Source organism: Ruegeria sp. BHSA118 (assembly GCF_059613405.1).
Window position 1 is genome coordinate 1 of the sequence record NZ_JBXWSM010000051.1, and the last position, 17994, is coordinate 17994.

Annotated in this window: 18 protein-coding genes and 1 pseudogene; 12 read left to right on the plus strand and 7 right to left on the minus strand. The window is 58.6% G+C overall.

The window, feature by feature from the left end; all coding sequences use genetic code 11:
* Nucleotides 1–537, minus strand: a 537-nt coding sequence (locus AC2FNN_RS15100) for an adenine phosphoribosyltransferase (protein ID WP_152457268.1), incomplete at its 3' end; no start/stop codon positions are given.
* Between the two features lie 437 nt (nt 538–974).
* Here AC2FNN_RS15100 and AC2FNN_RS15105 point away from each other — a divergent pair.
* Nucleotides 975–1148 carry a hypothetical protein gene (locus AC2FNN_RS15105; protein ID WP_171117543.1) on the plus strand — a complete coding sequence of 58 codons (174 nt, stop codon included), beginning with the start codon at nt 975–977 and terminating at the stop codon, nt 1146–1148.
* A 7-nt stretch (nt 1149–1155) separates the two neighbouring features.
* Here the strand turns inward: AC2FNN_RS15105 and AC2FNN_RS15110 are convergent, their stop codons facing one another.
* On the minus strand, nt 1156–1785 hold the full coding sequence (locus tag AC2FNN_RS15110; protein WP_496759344.1) for a LysE family translocator: 630 nt from the start codon (nt 1783–1785) through the stop codon (nt 1156–1158).
* A 355-nt stretch (nt 1786–2140) separates the two neighbouring features.
* On the opposite strand from AC2FNN_RS15110, the gene AC2FNN_RS15115 reads away from it, so the two are divergent.
* On the plus strand, nt 2141–2806 hold the full coding sequence (locus tag AC2FNN_RS15115; protein WP_496759345.1) for a hypothetical protein: 666 nt from the start codon (nt 2141–2143) through the stop codon (nt 2804–2806).
* 37 nt (nt 2807–2843) lie between these two features.
* Here AC2FNN_RS15115 and AC2FNN_RS15120 read toward each other — a convergent pair whose 3' ends face one another.
* Nucleotides 2844–3716, minus strand: coding sequence for an S-methyl-5'-thioadenosine phosphorylase (locus AC2FNN_RS15120; protein ID WP_496759346.1), 873 nt, complete (start codon nt 3714–3716; stop codon nt 2844–2846).
* A 66-nt stretch (nt 3717–3782) separates the two neighbouring features.
* Nucleotides 3783–4343 carry an invasion associated locus B family protein gene (locus AC2FNN_RS15125; RefSeq protein WP_496759347.1) on the minus strand — a complete coding sequence of 187 codons (561 nt, stop codon included), beginning with the start codon at nt 4341–4343 and terminating at the stop codon, nt 3783–3785.
* Between the two features lie 166 nt (nt 4344–4509).
* Here AC2FNN_RS15125 and AC2FNN_RS15130 point away from each other — a divergent pair, with 166 nt between their 5' ends.
* A complete protein-coding gene (locus AC2FNN_RS15130; RefSeq protein WP_496759348.1) occupies nt 4510–6144 on the plus strand; it encodes a SulP family inorganic anion transporter in 1635 nt (544 codons plus the stop codon).
* Between the two features lie 31 nt (nt 6145–6175).
* Here the strand turns inward: AC2FNN_RS15130 and AC2FNN_RS15135 are convergent, their stop codons facing one another.
* Together AC2FNN_RS15135 and AC2FNN_RS15140 are read right to left on the minus strand one after the other, a co-directional pair.
* Nucleotides 6176–6814, minus strand: coding sequence for a CatB-related O-acetyltransferase (locus AC2FNN_RS15135; protein WP_496759349.1), 639 nt, complete (start codon nt 6812–6814; stop codon nt 6176–6178).
* Nucleotides 6814–7419, minus strand: coding sequence for a flavin reductase family protein (locus AC2FNN_RS15140; protein ID WP_496759350.1), 606 nt, complete (start codon nt 7417–7419; stop codon nt 6814–6816). The genes AC2FNN_RS15135 and AC2FNN_RS15140 overlap by 1 nt, the downstream gene beginning before the upstream one ends.
* Before the next feature lie 71 nt (nt 7420–7490).
* Here AC2FNN_RS15140 and AC2FNN_RS15145 point away from each other — a divergent pair, with 71 nt between their 5' ends.
* From AC2FNN_RS15145 to AC2FNN_RS15165, 5 genes and pseudogenes are all read left to right on the plus strand, one after another.
* Nucleotides 7491–7985 carry a GNAT family N-acetyltransferase gene (locus AC2FNN_RS15145; RefSeq protein WP_496759351.1) on the plus strand — a complete coding sequence of 165 codons (495 nt, stop codon included), beginning with the start codon at nt 7491–7493 and terminating at the stop codon, nt 7983–7985.
* 52 nt (nt 7986–8037) lie between these two features.
* Nucleotides 8038–8781, plus strand: coding sequence for an EcsC family protein (locus AC2FNN_RS15150; protein ID WP_496759352.1), 744 nt, complete (start codon nt 8038–8040; stop codon nt 8779–8781).
* A gap of 132 nt (nt 8782–8913) precedes the next feature.
* Nucleotides 8914–9375 carry an NUDIX hydrolase gene (locus AC2FNN_RS15155; protein ID WP_496759353.1) on the plus strand — a complete coding sequence of 154 codons (462 nt, stop codon included), beginning with the start codon at nt 8914–8916 and terminating at the stop codon, nt 9373–9375.
* Nucleotides 9376–9447: 72 nt separating this feature from the next.
* Nucleotides 9448–9903 (plus strand): DUF1178 family protein, encoded by a 456-nt coding sequence (locus AC2FNN_RS15160; protein WP_496759354.1) that lies wholly within the window; start codon nt 9448–9450, stop codon nt 9901–9903.
* Between the two features lie 2 nt (nt 9904–9905).
* Nucleotides 9906–10545 (plus strand): annotated as a pseudogene (locus tag AC2FNN_RS15165) (SDR family NAD(P)-dependent oxidoreductase).
* Here AC2FNN_RS15165 and AC2FNN_RS15170 read toward each other — a convergent pair.
* Nucleotides 10539–10895, minus strand: coding sequence for a hypothetical protein (locus tag AC2FNN_RS15170; protein ID WP_224857439.1), 357 nt, complete (start codon nt 10893–10895; stop codon nt 10539–10541). The pseudogene AC2FNN_RS15165 and the gene AC2FNN_RS15170 overlap by 7 nt on opposite strands.
* 165 nt (nt 10896–11060) lie before the next feature.
* Between AC2FNN_RS15170 and AC2FNN_RS15175 the strand changes: the two genes are divergently transcribed.
* The 4 genes from AC2FNN_RS15175 (at nt 11061) to edd (ending at nt 17992) form a co-directional block, all read left to right on the plus strand.
* On the plus strand, nt 11061–12299 hold the full coding sequence (locus tag AC2FNN_RS15175; RefSeq protein WP_496759355.1) for an aspartate kinase: 1239 nt from the start codon (nt 11061–11063) through the stop codon (nt 12297–12299).
* Nucleotides 12300–12345: 46 nt separating this feature from the next.
* A complete protein-coding gene (ptsP, locus tag AC2FNN_RS15180) occupies nt 12346–14589 on the plus strand; it encodes a phosphoenolpyruvate--protein phosphotransferase (RefSeq protein ID WP_496759356.1) in 2244 nt (747 codons plus the stop codon).
* A 149-nt stretch (nt 14590–14738) separates the two neighbouring features.
* Entirely contained in the window at nt 14739–16184 is a 1446-nt protein-coding gene (zwf, locus tag AC2FNN_RS15185) for a glucose-6-phosphate dehydrogenase (protein WP_496759357.1), read from the plus strand.
* Between the two features lie 2 nt (nt 16185–16186).
* Nucleotides 16187–17992, plus strand: coding sequence for a phosphogluconate dehydratase (edd, locus tag AC2FNN_RS15190; protein ID WP_496759358.1), 1806 nt, complete (start codon nt 16187–16189; stop codon nt 17990–17992).
* The last annotated feature ends 2 nt before the right edge of the window (nt 17993–17994 follow it).

Here is a 17994-nt window from a genome sequence, read left to right on the forward strand (position 1 = left end):
GAGTCCTTCGAATTCGCACAGGACATGCACGTCCATGCCCATCTCCTCCAGCACTTTACTGCCGCCAAGCTCGGGCAGGTCAATGATGAAGGCGCACGAGACGATTTCGCCCCCAAGCCGCTCGATCAGCTTGATTCCTGCCGCTGCGGTTCCGCCCGTGGCCAGCAGATCGTCAACCACCAGAATTTTTTCGCCGGGTTGGATAGCATCGTCATGGATCTCGACAATCGCCTCTCCGTATTCCAACTTGTAGTCCTGGCTGATTGTTGTGCCGGGCAGTTTGCCTTTCTTGCGGATCGGGACAAAACCGACGCTCAACTGATGTGCAATCGCGCCGCCCAGAATAAAGCCGCGTGCTTCAAGCCCGACCACTTTGTCGATCCGCTCACCTGCATAGGGGTGCAGCATCTGGTCAATTGCCATCCGAAACCCGCGGGGGTCGGCAAACAGGGTTGTCACATCCCGAAACATGATCCCTTCATGGGGGAAATCGACGATGGTTCGGATATAATCTTTGACAGATTTGTTTCTGGACATGGACCAACCTTTTAGCGTCAAACACAGGTATTGTGTTTGGCCCAAGAGGGGTGACCATGCAAGGAACAATTCCACGGCCGGATCAGCACCGGTTTTGGGTTGCAGCGTTGAGCAGGCCAAAACCGGGGCAACCTGTGCGCCGGCCACGATAAGTCCCCGACCCATTTGCTTGCTTGCTGTCACCTGTTCCAAACAGCCCCGGCGCACGGATTTCCGGGAGCGCGATGAGCAATCTGTTTGGTTTGCAATTCGACATGTTCGTGTCTCAGGCGCGGTCGGCTTCAATTGCGAGGAGTTGGCTCAAGAACTGCCCGAAGGTGGCACGGTTCATTGTCAATTTCTCATCCTTGCCGTTAAGTGCCCGATAACGACAAAAACTATGCTATGGATAAACACAGCATCGCCAGATAGAGCATAACTTCGTTGGGAAAATGCACGTGGCCAGGAATGAAGGCAAAGGATCGACCAAGAAAAACAGTCAGTTGGTCTTACGCCTCGACAGGGATGAACGTGACTCGTTTGTCGAGCTTTGCAAAGAGCTGGACACGTCGGCTGCGCGCGAAATCCGCAGATTCATCCGTGGTTTCATGAAAGAACACGCCGAAGACTGATGCGGTGTCAGGACGGTCGGCGCAGGACCGCCGTGGCCATACCCATCCCGATCAAGGTCAAGCCGCCAAACCGTGTCATCGCAGTGATCACGCTGGCGCGGCCGATCAGCCGCCGCAACCTGTCTGCCAACAGGGCGTAGGCCAACGCATTCATCCAGGCCAGCCCGACGAATGTGGCAATCAGGATGACGAACTGAGGCCCAAGCGGTTCAGCAGGGCGTATGAACTGCGGCACAAACGCAATGAAGAAGGCAATGGATTTCGGGTTCAGGGCTGTGACGGCGGCTGCGTGGCCAAATACGCTGCGCGCGGTGACTTCCCGCCCGGTGTCGACCGTGCTCAATCCACCGGCTGGCGCACTGCGCAACAGCTTGATCCCAAGCCAGACCAGATAGGCCGCGCCCACCCATTTGAGAACGGAAAACAACGTGGCCGAAGCCAGAACAAGCGCCCCAAGCCCCAGCAAAGATGCGGTCATGGCCACAAGATCGCCCACCGCCACGCCCGTGGCCGACGCGACAGCGACACTGCGCCCCTTGGACAGTGCATAGCTCAGCACCAGCAACACCGTCGGGCCCGGGATCAGCAGCAAGGCGGTGGAAGCGGCAACAAAGGCCAGCCAGAGATCGAGTTGCATTGTCAAATTCCTGATCAGAGCGCACGAGACTGAGAGAATCAGTCCCAAGGATCAAGCTGCTTGTGCCGGGCGAATGTTCTGTAAGCCGACTCCCATTTCCCGTTAATCACAAATTTAGTCAATTGCTTATTAGCATTATGGGGGTTTCGGGACAAAATATTCAATTTGTGCTATAATTGCGCGTTTTTTTTATTGTCATTTTAAAAGGAGGTTCGTCATGAAACTTGTCGTTTCTATTTTTTTGTTGAGCGTATTGCTTATGCCGACTGCCGCCGCTGCTTGCCCAGACGGGTATTTCAACTGTGGCGGGTCGCTGTGCTGCCCCAAACCTCAGAACTAGTTCGGAGGGATTGGGATGTCTGTTTTCAGTTTGCGCAACGCTGTCATTGTTGCTGGCGCTCTGGCAATTATGGGAGCTGGTAAAACGCTTGTATTGAATGCGAATGAACTGGATTTACAATACCAGAAGCTTATTGTTCCGAAGGGTTCATTACATGCGCCTGTGCTTGGTGCGGCTTATGCCTTGGATCATTCGACCGGAAGATTTAGACCCACAAAGATCTGTAATTTGTTTGTTGGGGGGAACGAATCTGGCCCGGAAGATGTCTCCTTCACCAGCCTTAGCCTTGTGGCAATCGGCTGGAACGGTGCCATGGATGCCGTAACCGATTACGTCGGTGAGAAAATCGTAAAATCCATGAAATTCTCGGATGAGAGTGCCAAGTGGGAATTCCAAAAAAGGTTCTGGAGTGCCCACGAGGGTATGTCATTCAGAAGCACGTGCAGGTCTCTTGTTGAGGAAACCGCTGCGAACCCCAACTACTCTGTTTTTCTTGTGGAAACCATCTTCTTTGATCCGGTTTCCGACGAAAAACAGGTAATGGTTCAAATGTCTCAGACTTCGGTGGTATTTGATGGCTGCGAAGATGCATGTCCAAAACCTGTCTCGCTTCAATCCGTGCTGAATGTCGGTTGGCTAGCTCGCTCAAAGGGCGACTGGGGCATCGTTCGCATCCATTGAGGTCATTGAGGCCCTGGCCGATTTTCTCAAGTCGGTCTTACAGAATACGCCCGGCCACCGCATCCAACTTGGCCAAAAGCGCCGGATCGCGCTTTTCCGGTGCGGTCAGGATCGCGTATTCCAGCGCCCGGTCGCAGCCATGCGGGCAGGGTGTTCGTTCGGCCCCCAGAAGGGATGGCAGGCCCTTGACCAATGCGCGGCCTTTTTCGGCATTGCCGGTCAGGGTGGCGATGATCGTGGTCACGTCCACCTCGCCATGGTCCGGGTGCCAGCTGTCATAATCGGTGACCATCGCGATCGACGCGTAACACAGCTCGGCCTCGCGGGCGAGTTTCGCCTCGGGCATATTGGTCATGCCGATCACGTCACAGCCCCATTGCTCGCGATACATCCTGGATTCTGCAAGGCTGGAAAATTGGGGGCCCTCCATCGCCAGATAGGTGCCGCCCCGGTGGATGGTGATGCCGGCGGCCTTACCTGCCGTCTCGCATGCGTCCGACAGGCGTGGGCAGGTGGGATGGGCAACGCTGACATGGGCAACGCAGCCGGTTCCGAAAAAGCTCTTGTCCCGTGCAAAAGTGCGATCGATGAACTGATCGACAATCACGAAGTGACCCGGTGCCATATGTTCGCGGAACGATCCGCAGGCCGACACCGAGATCACGTCCGTCACGCCCAACCGTTTCAGCGCATCGATATTGGCGCGATAGGGTACATCGGTCGGTGAATGCACATGACCGCGCCCGTGACGTGGCAGAAAGGCCATTTCTACACCGCCCAGCGACCCGGTCAGGATCTGGTCTGACGGCGTTCCCCATGGGGTCTCAACCTCTACCCATTCCGGGTTTTCCAGCCCATCAATGTCATAGATGCCTGATCCGCCGATGACGGCTATCCTGGTTTGGGTCAATGTCCTGCTCCGCCTGAATAACTGATGTTGAATTTGTGCGGGTTCAGCCCGGATTTGACAAGAGTTCTATTCCCGTATCGTCAACAGGTTGCGCTGATGCGATTGCACAGTGAAATCGGCCCAGGCTGCGCCAAACGAGCCCAGAGACCAGGTCAGATCCTGTGATTGCCCGTGCCGGTCTCGGAACACGAAGCGGAACGCATCGCCGGTCAGCATGGCGTCCAAAACGGCCTTGGCGCGTTGGTTTTCGAAGGTGCAGCCAAGCCCGGTCAGGCATCCGGGGTGCCGTGTGCGCCATATGGTTTCTTCGCCCTTGTCGATGCGAAATCCGGATGGGTTGAAGAAAGTGCCCGGCTCGATCCCGAATTCAACTTTGAAATCGCCAGGTTCGGGCGTAATGAAAACGAACTGTGCCGCAAATTTTGGCCGAAAAGAAAACACCTCGGCCCGTCGGATGTAGCACCGCTGCCGCAACGCGCCGGTTTCTTCGCGCTCGTCACAGATTGAATTCCAGATGCCGAAAATCTCGTGATGCGTCACCCGCCAGTTGCCGGCCGTGTCATTGCCATCCAAATCCTGTGCAAGGACGGGAAGGGCCGGGAACAGTAAGAAGAGGATCCAACGCATGGCCTCACATGTTGTGGCTTCGTCATGGTTCCGCAAATCAACTTGCCGCGATTGCCAGGTATGCGCCAAGCGCATGGCTGCATCCCGATCTATGCAGTAGCTCAAAGCCGGTGCACCAGCTACAACGACCCCTTCGCGCGAACATATAATCCTATAGGACTGTCTGATGCCCCGAGCCTTGCTGGCAAGCTTTGCCAATCGCCTCGCCATTCCCGATCTGCGCTGGGTTCCAGATGAGGGGTTGACCTTCTCACGCCTGCGGATCGAGCTGCTGTCCGGCCTGACGGTTGCCCTTGCACTGGTGCCCGAGGCGGTGGCCTTTGCCTTTGTGGCGGGCGTGCACCCGCTGGTCGGTCTTTATGCGGCGTTTTTGGTCGGTTTGATCACCGCACTGATCGGTGGACGGCCGGGCATGATCTCGGGCGCGACCGGCGCGCTTGCGGTTGTCATGGTGGCACTGGTGGCCGAACATGGGGTTGAATATCTGTTCGCGACCGTTGTTCTTATGGGGATCCTTCAGGTCATCGCCGGGGCGATGCATTGGGGACGCTTCATCCGTTTGGTGCCGCATCCTGTCATGCTGGGCTTTGTGAACGGTTTGGCCATCGTGATCTTTCTGGCCCAGATGGGCCAGTTCAAGGTGCCCGGAACCATGGAAAACACCGGTCATGGCATGGGCGGCGGCGAATGGTTGTCCGGGATGCAGCTTTATACCATGTTGGGTCTTGTCGGGCTGACAATGGCAGTGATCTGGGTCATGCCGCGCATCACGCGCATCATTCCTGCGCCGCTGGCTGGTATTCTGGTTGTCGCGGCAATCGTGATCGGTTTTGGCCTTGATGTGCCGCGCGTCGGCGATCTGGCATCGATCGAAGGCGGCCTGCCAGCGTTCCATATTCCAATGGTTCCTTTGAACTGGGAAACCTTTGAGATCATCCTGCCATATGCAGTCATTCTGGCCGCCATCGGCCTGATCGAATCCCTGCTGACCCTGAACCTCGTGGGTGAGATCACAGGCAAGCGCGGCGGGGCGTCTCAGGAATGCATTGCACAGGGCGCGTCAAATATCGTGACCGGATTTTTCGGCGGCATGGGCGGTTGCGCGATGATTGGCCAGTCGATGATCAACGTGAAATCCGGCGGGCGTACACGTATTGCCGGTATCGCAGCAGCGCTTTTCCTGCTGGTCTTCATCCTGTTCGCATCACCCCTGATCGAACAAATCCCGCTGGCCGCGCTGGTTGGCGTGATGTTCATGGTTGTGATCGGCACCTTTGCGTGGAACTCGTTCAAAATTCTGCGCAAAGTGCCAATGACCGATGCCTTCGTCATCGTTCTGGTCACCGTCGTAACGGTGATGGAGGACTTGGCCGTTGCCGTCGTTGTGGGCGTCATCGTCTCGGCGCTGGCCTATGCCTGGAACAATGCCAAGCGCATTCATGCGGTCACGCGTGACTCCGAGACCGAGAAAGGCGCGAAAGTCTATGAAATTCAGGGGCCGCTGTTCTTTGGATCCTCTGACGGATTTATCGAACTGTTCGACGTCCCGAACGACCCCGAAACCGTCATCATCGATTTCGCCGAAAGCCGCGTGGTGGATCAGTCCGCGCTGCAAGCCATCGAAAATATCGCCGCAAAATACGAGGCGGCGGGCAAACGGGTCATGCTGCGTCACCTAAGCCGCGACTGTCACAAGCTGCTGAAAAAAGCGGGACACCTCATGGTCGACAGTGATGATGATCCGGATTACGAACTGGCGGTGGATTACTCTGTCCGCACCGGCATTCTGGGCGGGCACTGACTTTGAAAGGCGGCTGAACAAGCCGCCTTTTTCAAAGGGCCAGACGCTTCAGGTTTTCGATATCTCCCCTCAGCAGGACGCTTTCAGCTTCGGTGATCAAATCGGCTGGCCAATTCCACCACTTCAAAGCAAGCAACCGCTCGATTGTGTCGGCGTCAAACCGGTATCGCCGTACTTCGGCAGGATTGCCCGAGACGATCGCATAAGGCGGGATGGTTCCACGCACGACTGAACCCGCGCCGATTATCGCTCCGTCACCTATATTGGCTCCGGGCAGGATCAACGCGCCATAGCCGATCCAGACATCATTGCCGACCACGGTGTCACGGACGTCCGGCTGGAATTCCAACATCTGTTCCGGATCGAAAACCGGAAAGGGAAAGCAGGTTATCCCATCCATCGCATGATTTGCCGAGGCTGTCACAAAGCGGACGCCGTGGGCAATTTGGCAAAACTTCCCCAATATCAGCTTTTCGCGCGAGAACTCGAACAGGTAAGGGGCCAACCGATTGGCCCAATCCTCGGGCGCGTCAAAATCTGACGCATAGGTGTAATCGCCCACCTGAATTCTGGGGTGGTCGATCACTCGTGACAGAAAGGCCGTTCCTTTGTGTTCCGTGCCGTCAGGCAGAGTGAGAGGATATCGGCGCGCAGCGTCAGGCAGGGGCATCAGTCATCCGGTCTCGAAAGGCTGAACAACTCGGAAACGACAGAGTAATCGCGATACCCAAGCCGCGCCAAAGGTTGGAACGAGGTCACGTCGAACATGCCATCCCGAATATGATCGTCGTGCAGGTGTACACCTGTCACTTCGCCAAACACCACCCGATTGGCTGCGCCGGGCAGCGTGACGATCTGGGTCAGCTTGCATTCCAACGCCGCCGGGGCGCCTTGTACACGGGCACAGGGGATGGTTTCGCATTCGACCGGGGTTAATCCGGCATGGGCAAACTCGTCCACCCCCTTCGGAAGGCTGGCCGAGCTGGCATTCATCGCGTCCCGATGCGCATGGGCCACGACATTTACGCAGAACACGCCAGTCGCCTCGATATTTGCGATGCTGTCCTTGCCTGCGTTCTGATCCTGTTTGGTGCCGGTTGAAGCAAACATGACCTGCGGTGGCGTATAGGCGACGCCGTTGAAGAAGGAATAGGGCGCCAAATTGTTGTTTCCCTCCGCATCACGGGTCGAGATCCAGCCGATCGGGCGTGGCGTGATAATGGCGTTGAACGGGTTGTGCGGCAGGCCGTGGCCGTCTTCGGGGCGGTAGAACATCTGATCTCCAAGCGTTTGCCCAAGGCGTAGCGAAGTGCTAGGGCGATTGCCAGCAAGTAAATGAGGGCAGGGTGCAGCAATTCGGGATCAGGCCGGAAGAGCCGGACGACTGGTGGGAGGTCGAAGCCCTTTATGACCTGTGTTTTGCGCCGGGTCGCGAGGCTTTGTCGTCCTACAGGTTGCGTGATGATGTGCCGCCCGTTGCGGACTTGTCTTTGGTCGCGCGCGACGGTCAGGGTATTCTGGCCGGTGCGATCCGATTCTGGCCGGCTCATGTCGGTGATCACGATGCTCTGCTGTTGGGGCCGGTTGCCGTGCACCCAACCCACCAAGGTGAAGGCCTGGGCGGATATCTGATACATGCAGGTGTCGAAGCGGGGCGCACCCGCGGTTGGCAGAGGGTCATGCTGGTCGGGGATGAGCCCTATTACAGCCGGTTCGGTTTCACGCGATTGCACGCGGTCGAGATGCCTCCGCCCACCAACCCTGACCGGGTTTTGGGGCTGGAACTGGTGCACGGCGCCTGGTCCGGGGTTCAGGGCGCGGTGACACGTTGGAGCCGCTGACCTATTGAAACCATGCTGCGCAACGCCGATGTTGAAAGGCAGGAGGGCGTGAATGCAGAACGTGGTTCTTGTCGAAAACGTGGACACCGAGGCCGAACTGGATCGTTTGGCGGATCACTACCGGTCCGCCGGAGGGGTCGGCGTGAAACTTCTCAACAAACTTGGGGGATCAGCCGAGTCTTTGCTGGAGCAATTGCCAGAACCCGTTCGGAATGGCCTGATGGGCGCAACCGAGCAGGCATTGTGGCTGGCGATGCAAGCGGCCGAGGGCTCGCGGCGCGCGGTTCCTGATCAGCAGCCCTGGGTCAATACCGCAGTGACGACTGCCATGGGTGCGGCCGGGGGTCTGGGAGGCGTTTCGACAGCCCTGATGGAGCTGCCCGCGACAACCGCGATGCTGCTGCGCGCCATTCAGGGGGCTGCCGCGCGCGAGGGGTTTGATCCCTCTGCCGAAAACGTAAAGTTCGATTGCGTCCGCGTTTTGTCGGCAGCAGGACCATTGTCGCAGGATGATGGGGCCGACCTGGGGTTTTTCTCGGTCCGGCTGACGCTGACTGGACCGGCCATGCAACGCCTGATTGCTGCCGTTGCGCCGCGTTTTTCGATTGTACTGGGGCAAAAGCTTGCAGCCCAGTCTGTTCCGGTTCTGGGGGCATTGGCCGGCGGTGGCACGAATTATGTCTACGCGCGCTACTACCAACAGATAGCGCGCGTGCATTTCGGTTTGCGCCGGCTGGCAATCAACGCTGACATCCCCCATGACGATCTGGCACGGCGGCTTTCTGACCGAATGTAGGCGACACATTGGTCGACGCGACTGGCTTGGCCTGCAACACATCATGTGGTATGATTACAGGTGTCAGCCCCTAGATTAGGTAAGCGTGCGAATTTGGATGGCTGACGTTTGACCGAAAGGGAGCGTCGCTCGATGAATGCAGGATTGTTGCTTCATGACCTTCCGAAAGCTGCAAGGCAGCCAGTTTTGCGGCAATCCTCGGCTTTGTGTTTCCGGATCAAGCGCGACCGCCCCAAGATCCTGTTGGTCACGACACGCAAGTCACGGCGATGGATCATTCCCAAAGGATGGCTCATTCCCGGTCTGAGCCCGCAAGAAACCGCATTGCAAGAGGCTTGGGAAGAGGCGGGCGTATCTGGCCGGATCAACGGGGCGCGACTGGGGCAGTTCCTGTATCACAAACATCATTCGAACCGGCCCCCATCCTTATGTCTGGTAGATGTTTTTCCAGTGCATGCAAGCGCATTGTCGCAGGAATACCCCGAAATGGCCGAGCGCCGGCGCAAGTGGTTTTCGCCGAAAAAAGCGGCGCTAAAGGTCGATTCTGATGAGCTTGCTGAATTGTTGCGCGACTTTAAGCCGTACTCACATTAAAGTAGCATCTGATAGGCTTGATATTGTCACCTTGATCGGTATCTATTCGCCAATCGATTTTTTGGACTGAACATGATTCAATACGCGTTGAAATGCAGCGAAGGCCACGCTTTCGACAGTTGGTTCCAATCCGCCGCAGCCTATGACAAACTGGCCTCTGTGGGTATGGTCACCTGCGCGGTTTGCGGGTGCACGCAGGTCGAGAAAGCGGTCATGACGCCACGCGTCCGCCCGGCGCGGAATGCCAGGACGAAAAGCGAAATCCGTTCCACCCCGGAACAAAAGATCGACGTTGCCACCCCATCGCCTGAAATCGAGAAGGTTTTGGCCGAGATGCGCCGCCATGTCGAAGAAAACTCGGATTATGTCGGGAAAGATTTCGCCAGTGAGGCGCGCAAGATTCATCTGGGCGAGGCTCCGGATCGTGCCATTTACGGAGAAGCCAAGCTGGATGAGGCGAAATCCCTGATCGAAGATGGCGTGCCGGTGGCTCCGCTGCCGTTTGTCCCCAGCAGAAAGACCAATTGATCATGCACATCATGATCACCGGCGCCAATCGCGGCATCGGGCAAGCCCTGGCAAAGCCTTACGTCAACCGGGGGGGACAAGGTCACCGGGACGGCGCGCGACGGCAGCATGCATGTGCGTCTGGACGTGTCCGACCCCGCGCAGCAATCAGCCATGGCAGAACAGATGAAAGACCAGCCCGTCGACCTGCTGGTCTGCAATGCCGGCGTGTATTTGGACAAGGGGCATTCGATCGACGGCTACCCGGCCGAAATGTGGGCGCACAGCTTTGCGGTAAATGTCACGGGGGTCTTTCTGACGATACAGACCCTGTTGCCCAATCTGCGCGCAGCGGGCGGCAAAGTTGCGATCCTTTCCTCGAAAATGGCGTCGCACGCGCTTGCGCCGGGGGGCAGTTATATCTACCGCGCGTCCAAGGCGGCGGCTCTGAACCTTGGACGGAACCAGGCGATGGATCTCAAAGATGACGAGGTTGCCGTCGGCATCTATCATCCGGGCTGGGTTCAGACGGATATGGGCGGTGCAGCGGCTGATATCGATGTGGATCAGGCCGTATCCGGCCTGATTGAACGATTTGATGCCTTGTCGCTAAGCACCACGGGCTGTTTTGAAACCTTTGACGGGCAACCGCACGCCTATTGAGAGGTCAATGCGGCTTTGGGGATTTCAAAGACCTCACCAGGTTCAATGTAGACCACCATCATATCGCCTCGTGTTTCATGTGAGATTTTCGAGGTCGAGTTGCTGGAGTCCGGCACACCATCCTTGAAATAGATATTGCGCACTTGTCCGCCACCCAGGGCCACCGCGACCGTTATGTTTCCGTCGTCATGGCGGCGCAGTTCGGCGTGGCAGCTTTGTACGGGATCACCGGCATTTGCAGCGCAGGGAATTGTGCCCAGCGCGTTCTTGCCGTCCGTCCCGGCGACACTCGCGACCTGGGCCAGTGCGGGCGATGACAATAGGGCAAAGGCGAGGGCTAGGCGAAACATGAAGAACCTCTTGATCTGGTTGTTATCCTTAGGCTGACATCGCGCCGGTGCAATGTAAAGCGGCCCTGCGCCGCAGGGGTGACCGCTTTGCGCCCTTGCCCTTGCGGTGCCCCTCGCTTATGAGGCACGGAACTTCTAATCCAAGGCGCGGAGACATTTGCCCCCATGCCCGTACTCGTAATGAAATTCGGCGGCACATCGGTCGCCAATCTGGACCGCATCCGCCGCGCCGCCAAACGTATCGGCGTCGAAGTTGCCAAGGGCTATGACGTGATCGTCATCGTCTCGGCCATGTCGGGCAAAACCAACGAGCTTGTGGGCTGGGTGAACGAAACGTCGCCTCTGTTCGACGCCAGGGAATACGATGCCGTCGTGTCCTCGGGCGAGAACGTGACCGCTGGCCTGATGGCCCTGACCTTGCAGGAAATGGATATCCCCGCGCGCAGCTGGCAGGGCTGGCAGGTGCCGCTGCTGACCACCAGCGCGCACAGTCAGGCGCGGATCGAGGAAATTCCGACCGAGAACCTGAACCAGAAATTCGGTGAAGGTATGCGCGTGGCCGTGGTTGCCGGGTTCCAGGGCATCAGCCCGGAAGGCCGGATCACGACATTGGGCCGGGGTGGGTCGGATACCACGGCGGTTGCCTTTGCGGCGGCCTTCGACGCCGAACGCTGCGACATTTATACGGACGTTGATGGCGTCTATACCACCGATCCGCGCATCTGCGAAAAGGCGCGCAAGCTGGACCGCATCTCGTTCGAGGAAATGCTGGAACTGGCGTCGCTTGGTGCCAAGGTTCTGCAAACCCGCTCGGTCGAACTTGCGATGCGGTACAAAGTCAAACTGCGCGTTCTCTCAAGCTTTGAAGAACAATCCGATGAGGCCGGCACGCTGGTCTGCGACGAGGAGGATATTATGGAATCCAATGTTGTGGCCGGTGTGGCCTATTCCCGCGACGAAGCCAAGATGACCGTTGTTTCCGTGGCCGACCGACCGGGCATTGCAACGACCATCTTCTCGGCGCTCAGCGAAGAGGGCGTGAATGTCGACATGATCGTCCAGAACATCTCGGACGAGGGGCGCACGGACATGACCTTTTCCTGTCCCACCGATCAGGTGGCCCGCGCCGAAAAAGCGCTGCTGGAAATCAAGGAAAAGGGCGAGCTGAACTATGCCGAACTGGTTGCAGACACTGATGTCTGCAAGGTCTCGGTGGTGGGAATAGGGATGCGCTCGCAATCGGGCGTGGCGGCCAAGATGTTCAAGGTGCTCTCGGATGAGGGGATCAACATCAAGGTCATTACAACCTCCGAGATCAAAATTTCCGTTCTTATCGACAGGAAATACATGGAACTTGCCGTTCAGGCACTGCATGATGCCTTTGAACTGGACAAGGCGGCCTGAGCTTATCGGCCAAAGGTATCGCCTGACACACTAAATCGGTTGGGCCATGGCGGACGGCACGGAAACAGAATCCCGCAAGCTGCTGCGGCGGTTGCGCGAAGAAATGGCGAGCGAAGCCGCCGGTCAGGAACGTCTTGACCGGATCACGCACCTGATTGCCGACAGTATCAGGGCCGAGGTGTGTTCCATCTATCTGTTTCGCGATGAAGACACGCTGGAACTTTGCGCGACCGAGGGGCTGTCTCCGGAATCGGTCCATAAAACCCGGATGCGCATGGGCGAAGGTCTTGTGGGGCGGGTCGCCAAGTTCGGCAAGGTCGTCAACACCGCCGACGCGCCGTCGGCCAAGGGCTTCCGTTACATGCCGGAAACCGGCGAGGAACGATACTCCTCGTTCCTGGGGGTGCCGGTTCAACGCCTTGGGGAAAAGCTGGGCGTTCTGGTCGTCCAGTCCCGCGAGGCGCGCGAGTTTTCCGCAGATGAGGTCTATGCACTGGAAGTGGTGGCCATGGTGCTGGCCGAAATGGCCGAGCTTGGCGCCTTTGTCGGCGAAGGCGCGGCCCTGTCACCCCTGCACCAGCAATCGGTTCTGCTGCGCGGTGGCCCGGCGCAGGAAGGGTCCGCCGAAGGGCATGTCTGGCTGCACGAACCCCGCGTGGTGGTTACCAACCCCATTGCCGAAGACCCTCACCGGGAACGCGAACGTTTGGTCGATGCGGTGGAAGAACTGCGCGTCGGTGTCGACAAGATGCTCGAAATTTCGCAGGGCGGCGACAAGGAACAGCTGAAGGTTCTGGAAGCTTACCGAATGTTCGCCAATTCCAAAGGCTGGATGCGGCGGATGGAGGAAGACATAGCCCTGGGTCTCAGCGCTGAAGCTGCGGTGGAGAAAGAACAATCCCAAGCCCGCGCGCGCATGGGGCAGGTCACCGATCCGTACTTGCGTGAACGTCTTGCGGATCTTGACGATCTCAGCAATCGCCTGCTGCGCATCCTGACCGGGCAAGGCAAGACGGACAGTGCTGATCTGCCACCCGATCCGATCCTGATCGCGCGCAATATCGGCCCCGGCGACTTGCTGGAATACGGACGGGCGCTGAAGGGGATCGTGCTTGAAGAAGGCTCTGTCGGCAGTCATGCCACCATCGTTGCGCGGGCGCTTGCGATTCCTTTGGTCGTGCATGTGGGCCGGATCACCACCGAGGCCCTGAACGGAGATCACATTCTGGTGGATGGTGATCAGGGCGTTGTGCATCTGCGCCCGGAAGACAGCGTGGTCAGTGCCTTCCGCGACAAGATCGCGATGCAGGCAAAGGCGCAGGAACGTTATGCGTCGATCCGCGAAACACCCTGCGTGACGCGGGATGGATCGCGTATCAACCTGGTGATGAATGCCGGTCTGATGGCCGACCTGCCATCGCTTGGTACCTCGGGCGCCGAGGGTGTTGGCCTGTTCCGTACTGAACTGCAATTCCTGATCCGCAACCAGATGCCGAAACGGTCGGAACTGGTCAGCCAGTATCAGCGTGTTCTGGACGCGGCGGGGGACAAAAGGGTGGTGTTCCGCACGCTCGATATCGGGTCGGACAAGGTTCTGCCCTATATGAAGCACGTGGCTGAACCAAACCCGGCGCTGGGCTGGCGCGCCATTCGGGTCGGTCTGGACAAGCGCGGCGTCATGCGAATGCAGTTGCAGGCCCTGCTGCGTGCTGCCAATGGCCGACCGCTGACCATCATGTTCCCTTTTGTCGCGCAGGCCGAGGAATATCGCGAAGCCCGTTGGGAAGTGAACAAAACCATCGAGCGGGAAAAGCGATTGGGTCATGTACTGCCCGAGACGCTTGAAGTTGGCGCGATGCTGGAAACGCCGTCGCTGGCCTTTGCGCCGCAGAAATTCTTTGACGAAGTGGACTTCATTTCGATTGGCGGGAACGATCTCAAGCAGTTCTTCTTTGCTGCTGACCGTGAGAACGAACTGGTCCGGCGCCGCTATGACACGCTGAATGTCAGCTTCCTGAGCCTGATGGAGCGCATCGTCGAGCGCTGCGATATCTCGGACACGCCGCTCAGCTTCTGTGGTGAAGATGCAGGCCGTCCGGTCGAGGCGTTGTGCCTTGCGGCGATGGGGATACGGACGCTGTCGATGCGGCCTGCCTCGATCGGCCCGGTCAAAAGCCTGCTGTTGCGGTCCAATCTTACGGAGGTTCGCAAAATCATCGCTGACGCGCGCCACCGCGGAGAGCAATCGGTGCGACCCGCAGTCATGGACTGGCTGCGGCATCAGACCTGATGCGTTAAACGGCACGGTTTCTTCAAACTGTGCTTGATTTTTTGTGAACGGCTTTCTAATAGACAGGCAATGTTAGCGATAACATATCAGGTTTTGCGGGTTATCACGCCGTGCTAAGCTGATATCGGCAACCTCAGAAGGAGCCTGTGATGGTTTCACGCGTAATTCCGGTAGAGCCATTTGATCTGGTGCTTTTCGGTGCGACCGGCGATCTGGCGCAGCGCAAAATCCTGCCGGGCCTGTACCATCGCTTTGAGGTCGGGCAAATGCCCGACGGCGCGCGGATCATCGGGACGGCACGCTCTGAAATAGACAATGACGGGTTTCGCGATCAGGTTCGCCAATCAATGCAGCAGTTCGCGCCCGGTTTTTCCCGGGAAACACTGGATCAGTTCCTTGCCCATGTCGAATATGTGCCCGTGGATGCGCTGGGCGAGGCCGGGTGGTCCGATCTGAAAGAACGGATGCGCGAAGACGTCGTGCGGGCCTTTTATTTGTCCGTTGGTCCAAGCCTTTTTTCGGGTATCGCGCGGCGGCTGCATGACGCCGGTCTTGCGACACCGGACAGCCGCATCGTCGTCGAAAAACCATTTGGGCACGACCTTGCCTCGGCGAAGGCGCTGAACGAAGGCTTGCGTGCCTGTTTCGAAGAACATCAGATTTACCGGATCGACCATTATCTGGGTAAAGAGACCGTGCAAAACCTGATGGCGCTGCGCTTTGCCAACTCGCTGTTCGAACCGCTCTGGAATTCGACCCATATCGACCACGTACAGATCACCGTGGCCGAGACCGTAAGCGTCGAAGGGCGCGGGGCCTATTACGATCAGTCCGGCGCAATGCGGGACATGGTCCAGAACCATCTGGTTCAGTTGCTGTGTCTGACCGCAATGGAACCGCCGTCGAAATTCTCGCCCAACGCGGTGCGCGATGAAAAGGTCAAGGTGATCGAAGCGCTGGAGCCCGTGGCCCAGTCTGACATCGCGCGCGGTCAGTATCGGGCCGAAAAAGGCGAGGGCGGTTATGTCGATCATGTCGGCAACCCCGCCAGCCGAACCGAAAGCTTCATTGCCCTCAAGGTTCATATCGGCAACTGGCGTTGGGCAGGTGTGCCGTTCTATCTGCGCACTGGCAAGCGCCTGCGCGCGCGGGAATCCGAAATTGCGGTGTTCTTCCGCGATCCGCCGCACACGATTTTTCCAAATGTCGGCCCTCTGCACGGAAACGTTCTGGTGATCCGGTTGCAGCCTGACGAAGGCATAACCCTGCGCACCACGATCAAGGATCCGGGGCCGGGGGGCTTCCGGCTGTCGGATGTTGCGCTGGACATGAGTTTTGCCGATGCGCTTGGGGCCGAAGCGCAAGCCCCCGATGCTTATGAGCGACTGATCATGGATGTCATCCGCGGCGATCAGACATTGTTCATGCGTGGGGACGAGGCCGAGGCCGCCTGGGCCTGGGTCGATCCCATCATTCAGGGCTGGGAGCAACGCGGAGACCGCCCATCCCGGTACGATCAGGGCAGTTCGGGCCCCGAAGAAGCACTGATGCTGATGCATCGCGATGGGCGCCGCTGGCGTCAGATCGGAGGGTAATCATGGTTCACTCAGTCATTTCCGATGTCACCAAACGGATCATCGACCGCAGCGCCGATCTGCGCGGCCCACATCTTGAACGGATGGAGCAGGCCAGATCCAAAGGTCCCGCCCGTGCGCATCTGTCCTGTAGCGGTCAGGCCCATGCCTATGCGGGCGCAGGCGAAGATCAGCAATCGATGGCCACCGGCACCGCCGGCAATCTGGGCATCGTCACCGCCTATAATGACATGCTTTCGGCCCATCAGCCGTTCGAACGTTATCCCGCCCTGATCCGCGACGCGATCCGCGCCGCCGGAGGCACTGCTCAGGTCGCGGGTGGCGTGCCAGCCATGTGCGACGGTGTCACCCAGGGCGAAGCAGGGATGGAATTGTCGCTGTTTTCACGCGACGTGATCGCTCTGGCAACTGGCGTAGCACTCAGCCACAACACCTATGACGCGGCAGTCTTCCTCGGCGTCTGTGACAAGATTGTCCCCGGTCTGATCATCGGCGCGCAGGCGTTCGGCCATCTGCCTGCCGTGTTCCTGCCCGCAGGGCCAATGACCAGCGGCCTGCCCAATGACGAAAAGGCCAAGGTCCGCCAGAAATTCGCTGCCGGAGAGGTCGGGCGCGAAGAACTGATGGCCGCCGAAATGGCGGCCTATCACGGTCCCGGCACCTGCACTTTCTACGGTACCGCCAACACCAACCAGATGCTGATGGAATTCATGGGCCTGCACTTGCCGGGCTCCAGCTTCGTCAATCCCAACACGCCCTTGCGCGACGCGCTGACACAAGAGGGCGCGCGCCGCGCCCTGTCGCTCAGTGCGCTGGGAAACAGCTATACCCCTGTTTATCAGGTGCTCGACGAACGGGCCTTTGTGAACGGCATCGTCGGCCTTATGGCGACCGGAGGTTCGACCAATCTGCTGATCCACCTGATTGCCATGGCGCGCGCTGGTGGTATCGTTCTGGACTGGCAGGATTTTTCCGATATCTCCGCCGTGGTCCCGCTGGTCGCGCGGGTCTATCCCAACGGTCTGGCCGACGTGAATCACTTCCACGCCGCAGGCGGACTTGGGTTCACCATTGGCACGTTGCTCGAAGAAGGTTTGCTGCACCCCGATACGTTGACCGTTGCCGGGCAGGGCCTGCACAATTACACGCGCGAGCCCAAGCTGATCGATGGTGAGCTGACCTGGCAAGACGGCGCGGGCCACAGCCTGAATGACAAGATTGTCCGCCCCGCCCGCGACCCGTTCCAGCCCACCGGCGGCCTGTCGCGCCTGACCGGAAATCTGGGCACCGGGGTCATGAAAGTATCAGCCGTCGCGCCAGAACATCAGGTGGTCGAGGCTCCGGTCCGCGTTTTCCACGACCAGGACGCGGTCAAGGCAGCCTTCAAGGCTGGCGAGTTCACCGGTGACGTCATCGTCGTCGTGCGCTTCCAGGGCCCCAAGGCCAACGGGATGCCGGAACTGCACTCACTGACGCCCATGCTGTCGATCCTGCAGGGCCGGGGCCAGAAAGTGGCGCTGGTCACCGATGGCCGCATGTCTGGCGCGTCCGGCAAGGTGCCCGCCGCCATCCATGTCGTCCCCGAAGCGCTCGACCGCGGCCCCATTGCATACCTTCAGGATGGTGACATCCTGCGCGTTGACGCGGTCAGGGGTGATCTGGAAATCCTCACCGCAGGCGTTTTCGACCGCGCGCCTGTCACCACCGACCTGTCCGCCAATCAACACGGTGCTGGGCGCGATCTTTTTGGTGCGTTCCGCCAGAATGTCGGCTCGGCCGACACCGGTGCCAGCATTTTCGGAGTTTAACC